This window comes from Rhizobium sp. 768_B6_N1_8, from assembly GCF_051811225.1.
Lineage (GTDB): Bacteria > Pseudomonadota > Alphaproteobacteria > Rhizobiales > Rhizobiaceae > Rhizobium.
The window spans coordinates 97560-109796 of sequence record NZ_JBPWPV010000003.1 but is presented as its reverse complement, the minus strand read 5'-3'; the positions used below and the strand labels follow the sequence as shown (position 1 = coordinate 109796).

General features: G+C 56.9%; 11 protein-coding genes and 1 pseudogene. 5 read left to right on the top strand and 7 right to left on the bottom strand.

Annotated features, from left to right (window positions below; translation table 11 throughout):
- Window positions 1–9: 9 nt before the first annotated feature.
- The 5 genes and pseudogenes from AB8B33_RS35105 (at window position 10) to AB8B33_RS35085 (ending at window position 3563) form a co-directional block, all read left to right on the top strand.
- Window positions 10–1260: a D-amino acid dehydrogenase gene (locus tag AB8B33_RS35105; protein WP_439019000.1), complete on the top strand. Its 1251-nt coding sequence runs from the start codon at window positions 10–12 to the stop codon at window positions 1258–1260.
- Window positions 1261–1505: 245 nt separating this feature from the next.
- Window positions 1506–1802, top strand: coding sequence for an ArsR/SmtB family transcription factor (locus tag AB8B33_RS35100; RefSeq protein ID WP_439018999.1), 297 nt, complete (start codon window positions 1506–1508; stop codon window positions 1800–1802).
- 124 nt (window positions 1803–1926) lie between these two features.
- Window positions 1927–2124: pseudogene (locus AB8B33_RS35095) on the top strand (IS30 family transposase); the annotation flags it as partial.
- Window positions 2125–2133: 9 nt separating this feature from the next.
- The gene (locus tag AB8B33_RS35090) at window positions 2134–2550 is read left to right on the top strand and encodes an IS4/Tn5 family transposase DNA-binding protein (protein WP_439019309.1); all 417 of its coding nucleotides are present in this window, start codon (window positions 2134–2136) and stop codon (window positions 2548–2550) included.
- Window positions 2550–3563: an IS4 family transposase gene (locus AB8B33_RS35085; protein ID WP_439018998.1), complete on the top strand. Its 1014-nt coding sequence runs from the start codon at window positions 2550–2552 to the stop codon at window positions 3561–3563. Before AB8B33_RS35090 ends, AB8B33_RS35085 begins: the two co-directional genes overlap by 1 nt.
- Before the next feature lie 528 nt (window positions 3564–4091).
- Here AB8B33_RS35085 and AB8B33_RS35080 read toward each other — a convergent pair.
- The 7 genes from AB8B33_RS35080 to AB8B33_RS35050 all read right to left on the bottom strand — a co-directional run bounded on the left by AB8B33_RS35080 (window position 4092) and on the right by AB8B33_RS35050 (window position 12144).
- Complete coding sequence (locus AB8B33_RS35080) at window positions 4092–5744, bottom strand: electron transfer flavoprotein-ubiquinone oxidoreductase (RefSeq protein ID WP_439018997.1); 1653 nt, start codon at window positions 5742–5744, stop codon at window positions 4092–4094.
- A 62-nt stretch (window positions 5745–5806) separates the two neighbouring features.
- Complete coding sequence (locus AB8B33_RS35075) at window positions 5807–6301, bottom strand: hypothetical protein (protein ID WP_439018996.1); 495 nt, start codon at window positions 6299–6301, stop codon at window positions 5807–5809.
- Window positions 6298–7932, bottom strand: a complete 1635-nt coding sequence (locus AB8B33_RS35070; protein WP_439018995.1) for a GMC family oxidoreductase — start codon at window positions 7930–7932, stop codon at window positions 6298–6300. Before AB8B33_RS35070 ends, AB8B33_RS35075 begins: the two co-directional genes overlap by 4 nt.
- Before the next feature lie 88 nt (window positions 7933–8020).
- The gene (locus AB8B33_RS35065; protein WP_439018994.1) at window positions 8021–8950 is read right to left on the bottom strand and encodes an electron transfer flavoprotein subunit alpha/FixB family protein; all 930 of its coding nucleotides are present in this window, start codon (window positions 8948–8950) and stop codon (window positions 8021–8023) included.
- A 24-nt stretch (window positions 8951–8974) separates the two neighbouring features.
- Window positions 8975–9736, bottom strand: a complete 762-nt coding sequence (locus AB8B33_RS35060) for an electron transfer flavoprotein subunit beta/FixA family protein (RefSeq protein WP_113319688.1) — start codon at window positions 9734–9736, stop codon at window positions 8975–8977.
- Window positions 9737–9807: 71 nt separating this feature from the next.
- Window positions 9808–10617: an aspartate dehydrogenase gene (locus AB8B33_RS35055; protein WP_205909784.1), complete on the bottom strand. Its 810-nt coding sequence runs from the start codon at window positions 10615–10617 to the stop codon at window positions 9808–9810.
- A gap of 21 nt (window positions 10618–10638) precedes the next feature.
- Window positions 10639–12144 (bottom strand): aldehyde dehydrogenase family protein, encoded by a 1506-nt coding sequence (locus tag AB8B33_RS35050; RefSeq protein ID WP_439018993.1) that lies wholly within the window; start codon window positions 12142–12144, stop codon window positions 10639–10641.
- Window positions 12145–12237 lie beyond the last annotated feature (93 nt).

Below are 12237 nucleotides of genomic sequence, written 5' to 3'. Positions count from 1 at the left end.
GAGGAGAATATGAGAATCATTGTTCTTGGCGCGGGCATCATCGGGCTGACGTCAGCGTACCAGCTTGCGAAAACCGGCCACGAAGTCATTGTCGTGGATCGTCAGCCGGGCCCTGCGCTGGAGACCAGCTTTGCGAATGCCGGTGAAGTCTCATTCGGATATTGCTCCCCTTGGGCGGCGCCCGGCATTCCCATGAAAGCAATGAAGTGGCTATTCATGCAGCATGCGCCTCTGATCTTGCGCCCGAAGATCGACTTTGCAATGATCTCCTGGATGGCGAAGATGCTGTCCAACTGCACAGCGAAGCGCTATGCGATCAACAAGAGCCGTATGCTGCGGCTCGCTGAGTATAGCCGTCTATTGCTTTCTACTATGCGCGACGAGACTGGTATCGCCTATGATGAGCGCATGCAGGGCACGCTCCAGCTATTCCGAACCCAAGCGCAGCTCGATGCTTCCGCGAAAGACGTCAAAGCTCTTGCGAGCGACGGGATCCCATATGAGGTACTCGATACTGAGGGCTGTATTCGGGTGGAGCCAGGCCTGAAGCATGCGCGCGAGAAGATCGTCGGCGGCCTTCTTACTCCGAAGGATGAGACTGGCGACTGCTTCAAGTTCTCAAACGCGTTGGCAGCAAAAATCGCCGCGCTCGGCGTGCAATTCCAGTATGGTAGCATCATCCGCGGAATCGACGTGGATGGCGGGCGTTTCTGCGGGGTAATTACTGCGCACGGAAGAATAGAGGCCGACGCAGTCGTCGTCGCACTCGGTAGTTTCTCTCCGCTCCTGGTGCGGCCACTTGGTATCAATCTGCCAGTCTATCCCGTGAAGGGCTATTCGCTTACCATCCCGATCACTGATGCTGGGCGGGCACCGGAATCGACCGTTATGGACGAGACATACAAAATCGCAATCACCCGTCTCGGCGACCGCATCCGCGTCGGCGGAATGGCGGAGATTTCTGGCTATACAAACGATCTCGGAGAACCGCGTCGGCTGACGCTCGAACATTCCGTCACCGACCTTTTCCCCGGGGGAGACATCTCGAAGGCGAGCTTTTGGTCGGGGCTTCGGCCGATGACCCCGGACGGTACACCGGTCATAGGTCCCACGAAGATTGCCGGGCTCTATCTGAATACTGGTCACGGCACCCTTGGCTGGACAATGAGTGCCGGTTCTGCCCGGGTCATTGCTGACATTGTCTCCGGCCGAGTCCCAGATATTGACGCGAGCGATCTGTCAATTGCCCGATACACCTGAGCAGACAAGCTACGGCTAAGATGTGACCTGCATCCTCATCGTTGTCTCTAGTGCATCGACGGCATTATGGCCCCCCAGAGCGACGCAAGGCTCATAGCGCCGTCGTCATGGTGATGCAGGTCTCTTTCGAAAGAGAGTGCCGATCAATGATAAGCGGGAATGAACGAGCTCCAATACTTCTCATGGACGGCTATTGAGCTGGCACCTGTTGTCATTCTCCATTCGGAGGCACGCAAGCAAGATTAATGGAACAAACGATGATTGAATCTCATATCGCAGCGAACCAAGCCATCCTCCTTAATGCTCTCGGCAATGAGAAAAGACTGCAGATCATGTCGGCCCTCGTAAAAGGCGAAGTAACGGTGGGACACCTCGCGGATCTCGTTGGCATGAGCCAATCGGCGACATCCCAACATCTTTCGAAATTGCGGCAGCTCAACTTCGTCGTTACCCGACGTGAATCCCAGACGATCTGGTACACGACAAAGGACCCGGCCGTGATCCGGATCATCGCCGTCCTTAAGGAAATTGTTGCCCGATGATCGATCGTCGCTAGAGCAAATGGTCATTTTCGCGGTGGCTTCTATGTCGGCTCCGGCAAGCGAAATTTGGATCATTCGCCCCGGCGAGTGGGAAAGGATTGCGGTCGGTAAGTCTGACGCCGACTCCAAGTTCGGTCATTGGGAAGGCGACCTCTTGATCTTCGAGCGCGAACTCGGTCATGCCAATGTCACCTCACTGGTGGAACGCAAGAGCCGCTACACGGTGATGATCAAGAACCAAAGCCGGCACTCCCGTCCGATCGTGGACAAGATCATCAAAACATTCTCTCCGTTGCCTGCCTTCGCACGCCAGAGCTTTACATTCGCATTTATGTCGGTTCGAGACGATGTAATGGCTGATAGTGACGGCCATTGGAGCAGGCAGGAAATAGATGCGGGGTCTTTCAAGGATGCTCGCCTTGGCCGACGCTGTACAGAACTTTTACGACAGCTTGGAGAGCGTATGGGCGGCTCCATTCCTTTCGCCTGCCAGGACTGGGCCAACACAAAAGCCGCTTATCGGTTTTTCTCCAACCCGAATGTTGACGAAGGCGATATCCTCAGCGGCCATTTCGCTGCGACCGCTCAACGCTACGATGCTTCTAATGGTCCGATCTTGGTGCTGCAGGACACGACCGAGTTTACCTACCAGCGCGGCAATCCGCATGCCGTTGGCTTTACCAAGAGCGTGACAGTGGCCGTGACAAACAGGAGCGACTGCGCCACCATACGGTCTGCGGGATATTGATGCATTCGAGCCTTGCGGTGACCTTGGATGGACTGCCCTTAGGGTTGGCGGCCGTCAAGTTCTGGAGCCGCGACAAGTTCAAGGGTACGGCTCAGCTCAAACGCAAGATCAATCCGACACGTGTTCCGATCGAAACCAAGGAAAGGATCCGTTGGCTTGAAAATCTGCGCCAATCCGTCGGGCTTCTTGGTCAGCCAGACCGATGCATTTATGTAGGCGATCGTGAAAGTGATATCTACGAGCTCTACTGCCTGACTAAGGAGCTTGGCACGCATTTCGTCGTGCGCACCATCGTCGACCGGCTGGCTGGCAACGGGGATCATACGATATCCGCTGAAATGCGCGATGTTGAAACCGTCGGCCGGCATCTCATCGAAGTTCGCGCCGACACCGATGAGGTTACAAAAGTCCACTTGGATATCCGATTCAAACGGACCCGGGTGCTGCCGCCCATCGGCAAGAAGAAGCGATATCCGGCTTTGGACCCTTCCGTCATTCACGCGGTGGAGCCCAACCCTCCGGCCGGCCGCAAGCGCATCGAGTGGAAGCTACTGACCGATCTTGAGGTGCACAGCTGCGAAGAGGCAGTCGAAAAAATCAAATGGTACGCGATGCGCTGGAAGATTGAGGTCTTCCATAAAATCCTCAAGTCCGGTTGCCGGGCTGAAGACGCAAGATTGCGAACGGCCGATCGACTGGCAAATCTCGTCGCCGTGTTCTGCATTATGAGCTGGAGAGTGCTCTGGTTGACAATGCTCGCGCGCACTGCGCCCCAAACCCCGCCAACCACGGCTCTCACCGAACAGGAGATTGAAATCCTCGATCAAATGATCAGTAACGCAGGCAACCGACAGGCGACGCCAGTCTATCTCACCAAACTCGCTCGTTTGGGTGGTTACCTTGCAAGAACATCAGATCCGCCACCGGGGAATACGGTCGTCTGGCGCGGCCTGAGCCGGCTGACAGACATTCGCCTAGGAACCAAAATGGTATCGGCACTCAGATGTGGGTAATTGCAAGCCGGCGAAGGCCGCGGCCTCATGCGTCGCCTGCAGCAGGCCACGTCGAGAAACAGTACTCAACCGTTGCGCTTGCTGTCTCTTCCTAGTTGATACAAATAGCTCCGTACACTCTCTCCAAGGGATAAAACGATATTCGAGATATCCGTCATGTAGATCAGCGTGCTCATCATGGCTCTCCACCTTCGATGTATCTGCAAGCAGGTTGAAAGGATCGCGATGTCGAAGCAATGGACAGAAACACGGAAGTTTTGGATTATTTTGGTGATCGGTTGGCTATTCCCTGCAGAAGCTGGTGCTCTTGAATGGCTTTCGGACGCTGCGAAGTAGTTGCTGCATTCGTGGCCCCGATAATTGCGAAGAGGCGTCCGTCGCGACGCCTCGCATTTTCGACTGGCAACACTCCCATCGAGGTTTGCCGCTTTGCCTTCGGCAGAAAGGCAGTCTCAATAAGTACGTGCTTCAGTGGGTCAGTGGAAATTTTTACATCAGCAAATCTGCCAGGAAAGTCCGCGCAGCACCTCACATATTCGGATAGACTGGCCCCTCGCCACCCTGCGGCGGCACCCAGTTGATGTTCTGGTTGGGATCCTTGATGTCGCAGGTCTTGCAGTGGACGCAGTTCTGGGCGTTGATGACGAAGGTCTCTTCGCCGTCCTTCTCCACCCATTCATAGACGCCGGCCGGACAGTAGCGGGTCGACGGGCCGGCATAGATATCGTGCTCGGACGACTTCTGCAGGGCCATGTCCTTCACCTGGAGATGGACCGGCTGGTCCTCTTCATGGTTGGTGTTCGATAGGAAGACGGAGGACAGGCGGTCGAAGGTCAGCACACCATCCGGCTTCGGATAGTCGATCTTCTTGTGCTGTGAAGCCGGCTCCAGCGAGGCTGCGTCGGTCTTGCCGTGACCAAGCGTGCCGAAGAAGGAGAAGCCGAAGAGCTGGTTGGTCCACATGTCGAGACCGCCAAGGGCGACGCCCAAGGCCGTGCCGAATTTCGACCAGAGCGGCTTGACGTTCCTGACCCGCTTCAGGTCCCTGCCGATATCGCTCTTGCGCCAGTCGGTCTCGATCTCGGCTACTTCGTCATTGGCGCGGCCGGCAGCAATCGCCTCGGCGAGGCGGTCGGCGGCCATCATGCCCGAGAGCACGGCATTGTGGCTGCCCTTGATGCGCGGCACGTTGACGAAGCCCGCCGAACAGCCGATCAGCGCGCCGCCCGGGAAGGAGAGCTTCGGCACCGACTGATAGCCGCCCTCGGTGATGGCACGCGCGCCATAGGAGAGGCGCTTGCCGCCCTCGAAAGTGCCGCGGATTGCCGGATGCGTCTTGAAGCGCTGGAATTCCTCGAAGGGATAGAGATAGGGGTTCTTGTAGTTCAGGTGGATGACGAAACCGACGGCGACGAGATTGTCTTCCAGGTGATAGAGGAAGGAACCGCCGCCGGTGGACATGCCGAGCGGCCAGCCGAAAGAGTGCTGCACCAGGCCGCGGCGGTGGTTTTCCGGCTTGACCTCCCAGAGTTCCTTGATGCCGATGCCGAATTTCTGGGGCTGGCGGCCGCTCGAGAGATCGAACTTGGCAATCAGCTGCTTGGCGAGCGAACCGCGCACGCCCTCTCCAACAAGCACATATTTGCCCATGAGAGCCATGCCACGCGCATAGTTCGGGCCGGGCTCGCCGTTCTTCTCGATACCCATGTCGCCGGTCGCGACACCGATGACGGAGCCCTCATCATTGTAGAGCACTTCGGTCGCGGCAAAGCCTGGATAGATCTCGACGCCGAGTTCTTCGGCCTTGGTCGCCAGCCAGCGACAGACATTTCCGAGCGAGACGATGTAGTTGCCGTGATTGCTCATCAGCGGCGGCATCATGATGTTCGGCAGGCGGATGGAGCCGGCGGGGCCGAGCAGCAGGAAGTGATCGGCATTGACCTCGGTCTTGAAGGGGTGGTCGGCCTCCGTGCGCCAGCCGGGAAGCAGGCGATCGATGCCGATGGGGTCGACAACGGCGCCGGAGAGGATATGGGCGCCGACTTCGGAACCCTTCTCCAATACCACGACCGACAGTTCCGGATTGACCTGTTTCAGGCGGATGGCGGCTGAAAGGCCGGCCGGTCCACCGCCGACGATTACCACGTCGAATTCCATGCTTTCGCGCACTGCTTTACTCAACGTTCATTATGGAGCACAGGTGATACCGGTTTAAGCCGGGCAAGCCGCTTCAGTCATAGTGATCATTTAACCACTCTATAGATCGGGCCGCGCTCTATGACTGGATCGAGAATTCCATTTGAGAGTTCGTCTGCGGCATCAAATAAACCTGGTGGATTGCGATGAGGAACCGGATAATTCAGTTCTGCCTTCATTTCATCGGAATAGATGTACGCACCGACGATCAAGGTGGAGAGAATATAAAATCGATCTCCGTCCTCGTCCGCCAGCCTTCTCAGCCTGGCCCACATCTCTGTCGCAGGCGTGAAGCCCAACACCTCTAGAAGAGCTGTCAGCATTTCGAAGTGTTTGTCGAGTATCGCAGCGGCCTTCGTCACGAGTTCGTTGAATTCGGCAACGGAACTGCCAGAGCGAAAATCACCTTCTTGTGGAATTAAGGTATCCGCGATGATGCGCAACGTCTGCAGTTCCCGTTGCGTGAACGCTCGTGGCGGAGCGGAGGCGGGCCTGGAAACAGACAGGCGCCTGTCGCTGTTCAACTTACTGCTGTTCGTCATTGTGAAGCACCACCTTTGAGGTTGCGAACGAGTTCTTTGGCATTCCGGAGTGCAAGCGCGGCTATTGTACTGGTTGGGTTCGCGGCTCCGCCGGTGACAAAAATGCTCCCGTCGGAAATGACCAAGTTCGGAACGTCGTGGCTGCGACCGTATTCGTCTACAACAGACGATTTTGGGTCTTTTCCCATTCTGGCTGTTCCAAGCAGGTGCCCCGGCTCGCCTTGGAGATCGGCGATCTCGATTGTCTTCTTCGCGCCAGCTGCCGCATGGATTTCACTGAGCCTTTTAACCGTGAAGTCCCTGATCTTCAGGGTATTCTCACTGTAGCGATAACTGATCTTCGGTGCCGGGATGCCATCGCCATCTGCCAAAATAGGATCAAGCGTCACGCTGTTCGTTTCTTCGGGCAGGTCGTCAATGTTGGCTGCCCAGAATATCGCGTTGCGTGCATCCCTGATGACGCGATGGAAACTCATGCCCCAGAGCTCATCAAACGCTAACAACCTGTGTGGGTCTACGCCGTTGAATAGTAGGCCCGGCGTGGGACAGGCGTGCAATTTCGAACCGCGAACAAACCCCCGCGAGAGATCGGTTTCGTAAAACTGCATCGAACTTGCCGCAGATCCGGCCGGACCGCGCCAGGACTCCAGTTCATCGTCATAATAGCCGATGACCGCGCAATTGGGGTGCAGCATCAGGTTCTTACCCACTAAACCAGAGGAATTGGCCAGCCCCAAGGGATGTCTGTCGCTTGGCGAAAGCAGAAGAAGCCGGGGGGTGCCAATACCATTCGCGCAAACAACGACTGTTTTCGCTGATGTGTGATAGCTAGTGCCATTCGAGAGCCAGCTTGCACCCGTGGCCCGGCCGTTCTCGTCCGTCGTTATTTTCGACACCCTTGCGCCGGTAATCAATTTCGCTCCGGCTTTAATCGCCGCCGGCCAATAGGCTATGTCAAAAGAAGCTTTGGCTCCCTCTGGACAGCCCTGCGTACATGTGGCCCATCGTGCGCATGCTGCAAGGGACCCTATCTTCTGGCTTGGTATCGCATTTGAATGGGGCCACCAGTGCCAGCCAAGAGCGTTCATCGATTGCGCGGCCTTCATGCCATGTTTGCCAAGGGGCATCGGCGGCATTTTTGGAGCATAACCCTCGGGATAGGCAGGATCTCCCTCAAGCCCGGAAACTCCGATGAAGTCGTCGACTTCATCATAGAAGGGGGCCAATTCGGCGTAGCTGATAGGCCAATCGTCAGCCACGCCATCTGTTGTGCGTACACGGAAGTCGGAAGGTGCTAGGCGAGACCACAAAGCGCTGAAGTGGATGGTCGATCCTCCAACCGCGCTGTACATCGAAGGCGCCAAGTCTGTGTCGGAAATATCCAAGGGATAATCTGCGGGATTGCGCCGACGATTGGGTTCTGCTTGCCAATGCCCCCGGGCCACGAGCTCCCACATATCGAAGTTCGCGGCATAATCGGAAGGGAGCGCGTAGTCGCCCTGTTCCAAACATACGACACGGAGTCCTGCAAGCGCGAGGGTGTGAGCGGTTATGGCCCCCGATGGTCCTGAGCCGATAATTACGGCATCGTAGATATCTTCTTGCCCTGTCATTTCATTCATATCCGTCATCCATCCCTCTGTATATCGCTATCGTTTCCCGCCGCTTCGATAAGGATCTGAATCCCAATTCCCGGCGCGTAAAAATTCGGCTATCGCGTTAGATGGCCTTTTGTAGCTCAGGCAGCACCTCGAAGAGATCTGCCACGAGGCCATAGTCGGCGACCTGGAAGATCGGCGCTTCCTGGTCCTTGTTGATGGCGACGATGACCTTCGAGTCTTTCATGCCGGCGAGATGCTGGATCGCACCCGAAATGCCGCAGGCGATGTAGAGCTGCGGAGCGACGACCTTGCCGGTCTGTCCGACCTGCCAGTCGTTCGGAGCGTAACCTGCATCGACGGCCGCGCGCGAGGCACCGACGGCAGCACCGAGCTTATCGGCGACCGGCAGGATGACTTCCTTAAACTTTTCGGCTGAACCGAGCGCACGGCCACCGGAGATGATGATCTTGGCGGATGTCAGTTCCGGACGGTCGGAGGTCGACAGCGCATCCTTGACGAAGGTCGACAGACCCGGATCGGACACGGCGGGGATCGCCTCGACCGAAGCCGAACCGCCTTCTGCGGCAGAACCGAAGGATGCAGTGCGCACTGTGATCACCTTCTTGGCGTCGGTCGACTGCACCGTCTGAATGGCGTTGCCGGCATAGATCGGGCGCTTGAAGGTGTCGGCCGAGACGACTTCGATGATTTCCGAGATCTGGGCGACGTCGAGAAGGGCTGCGACGCGCGGCAGGACGTTCTTGCCGACCGAGGTGGCGGCCGAGATGATGGTGTCGTAGCTCGCTGCCAGCGAGACAATCAGGTCGGCCAGCGGCTCTGCCAGATTGTTGGCGAGCTCGTCGCTTTCGGCGAGCAGCACCTTGGAGACGCCGGAAAGCTTGGCAGCCGCGTCGGCGGCTGCCTTTGCGCCCTTACCGGCGACGAGGATGTGAACATCTCCGCCGATCTGAGACGCAGCCGTCAGGGCCTTGGCAGTCTGGTCGGAAAGGCTCGCGTTGTCGTGGTCAGCCAGAAGAAGAATGGCCATTATCGTGTTCTCCCTTTCCAGATCTCAGAGTACGCCGGCTTCGTTCTTGAGCTTGTCGATAAGCTCGGCGACCGATTTCACCTTCACGCCTGCCTTGCGGCCGGATGGTTCTTCCGTCTTCAGCACCTTGAGGCGCGGCGCGGTGGAAACGCCGAAATCAGCCGGGCTCTTCTTGTCGAGCGGCTTCTTTTTCGCCTTCATGATGTTCGGTAGCGTAGCATAGCGCGGCTCGTTCAAGCGCAGGTCGGTCGTCACGACGGCCGGAAGCTTGACCTTGATGGTCTGCAGGCCGCCATCGATCTCACGGGTGACCGTCGCCGTTGCAGATTCTCCGGCGCCGGCGATCTCGACCTTGGAGGCGAAGGTCGCCTGGGCGGAGCCGAGAAGGGCTGCAAGCATCTGGCCGGTCTGGTTGGAATCATCGTCGATTGCCTGCTTGCCGACAATGATGAGGCCTGGCTTTTCAGCGTCTGCAACACCCTTGAGGATCTTTGCGACTGCGAGCGGCTCGACAGCGTCATCGGTTTCAACGAGGATGGCGCGGTCGGCGCCCATGGCGAGCGCGGTTCGCAAAGTTTCCTCGGCCTTGGCCGGGCCGATCGAGACGACGACCACTTCCTCGGCCTTGCCGGCTTCCTTCAGGCGAAGGGCCTCCTCAACCGAAATCTCGTCGAACGGGTTCATCGACATCTTGACGTTGGCAAGGTCGACGCCCGATCCATCCGGCTTGACACGGATCTTCACGTTGTAATCGACAACGCGCTTGACTGGGACGAGAATTTTCATGCGCTCTTACCTACACCTATGTATTCAAACCTGCCGATTGGACGCGGTCCAAGCCGAACTAACGCGCACTTTCAAACGACGACGGAGCTGAAGTGCCGTACAATCGCCTCTTGGATACTCAAAGCGGCCAACCAAGATGTTTTCGGGTTGTCCGGTAAAGGTTGGTTCTGTAGCTCGATTGAAAAACTGCCAAAGGCTCCCGTCGCCTCCACGCGATGTCCGTTCGTCGCTGTCCCGGGGTCTGCCAAAAGTGCTACGCTGGTTGCGTCAAACCCGACACCTGCGAGCGCCACCGCGGCGGTTACATTTGCGTTTTTTGGATAAAGCTGCGCGGCTTGTCGTGCGTTGCCTTCGAAGATGACCGTCGGCTCAAGAAGCGACGCCAAGTCCATCCTATCCGCAGCCGGAGTGCCCGCCCAAGCGATTGGTGGCTTGATGCCAGTATAGGCTACTTTACTCAAGCCTGCGCTTCTTGCCGATCTCAAAACATCAAGTCCTCCAATAGCGCCTGACACGACCGTTAGACGGCAGCGTCCGACTTTTGCGGCAACCTCAAGATCATCGAATAACGATTTGTCAGCCAAGCTCCCGGTTGAGACAATGATTGTGTCGATCCCGTTCCGCAGCAAAGTCGGAACAAAATCGCGCACAGCATCGTGGCTTGCGCACTCAACGACCAGTGAAGGACGCCAGGCGACAAGATCCGCAACATCGTGAAATAGCTCTAAACCAGCAATTTCACTCGCCGGCGGCGCGAACTCAGCTGGTACGAGTACCGCTGCCACGGCCACACCGGCTTCGGACCGAAGAAGCGAAGCCTGCAAGCTGCGGGCCATCGCACCATATCCAATCAACGCAATGCGCTTGCTCTCGTCTGCCAAAGCAAACTCCCTTCCTTTGATTTAGCTGATTGTATGAGCAAGAATCGGCTGACGGGCACCCAACTTCACGTAGGTCTGCTTGGTATCCAGATACTCATTAAGTGCATCCAAACCGTTTTCACGACCAAAGCCACTTTTCTTGACACCACCTTGGGGAAGCTGCGGCGCCGCCTCCAGAAACGTGTTCGCAAATACGGTTCCAGACTTCAACTGGCGGGCAACCGTAAAGATTTTGTCGATGTCTTTGCTCCACACCCCGTTTGCAAGACCGAAATCGGTACTATTAGCCAAATGTATTGCTTCTTCCTGTGTTTTGAATTTTGTCACACAAAGAACAGGCCCGAATATTTCCTCCCGGAAAACGCGCATGCTAGAGGTAACTTCAGTAAGGATCGTCGGACCCACGAAAAAGCCATTATCGTAAGCTTGGCCCTGGAGACGCTCTCCGCCACACGTGAGGATGGCACCTTCTTTCTGTCCGTCGGCGACGTACCCGAGGACCTTGTTCATGTGCCCCTCATGGATCAGCGCACTCATGTCCGCATTTTTGTCCATGGGGTGGCCAACAACGATCCGCTTTGCGCGTTCGGCAAGTTTTGACACAAATGCGTCGGCAACACTCTCTTCGATCAGCAGGCGCGATCCGGCCGCGCAAACTTCGCCCTGATTGAAAACGAACCCAAAGAGAACGCCATCCAATGCGGCATCAAGGTCCGCGTCGGCAAAAACGATGTTGGCGCCTTTACCTCCGAGTTCCAATGCTACGCGCTTAACGGCCTCCCCACATTTTCCAGCGATGTGCCGACCAACACCAGTGGAGCCCGTGAAGGATATCAGTGATACATCGGGGTGACTGGTCAGAGCCTCGCCCACGGCAGTCCCTGTGCCAGTCACGACATTAATAACACCTTGAGGAAAGCCCGCTTTGCTCGCCAACCTCGCAATCTCAAGGGCGGTACTGGACGTTAGCTCGGAGGGTTTGATCACCACCGTGCATCCAGCCGCGAGCGCATACGGGAGCTTCTGAAAAAGGCAGATCAAAGGGAAATTCCACGGCACGATCATGCCGACGACCCCACATGGTTCTTTCGTTACAAGCCCCAGCGACAGAGGCCCGAGCTGTGTATGGGTTTCTCCTCTTTCGGTCACCGCAAGTGATGCTGCAAAGCGCGTCATTTCGACAACCATTGCAAGCTCGTATATAGACATCTTCGTCGCTTTGGCGGATTCCTCCGCTTCAAGTCGAACAAGATAGTCCGCGTTGTTTGCAATCAAGTCAGCAAATCTATTAAGCAGCCCAGCGCGGGCCGAGCCGCTCAGATCCCGCCAATTTTCCTGGTTAAATGCCTTTAACGCCGCCGCTACAGCAGCATCGACGTCTTCCGACGTACCTGCTGAAAAGCGCGCGAGTAACGTGCCGTCGGCGGGTGAGTGGCGGTCGATCAACGTGACCGAAGGATCACACAAGACCCCGTCGATAAAATGGCCGTAAATACGGTGCGAGAGAGCGGGGTGCGCTTGCAACAAGTGAGCCTCCATCAACAAAAATTTTACTAGGGGTCAAAATGCCGGTACGTGTGTCGACGACGCCGCTCTCTTTAGCGGGGACGTCGAAACGGT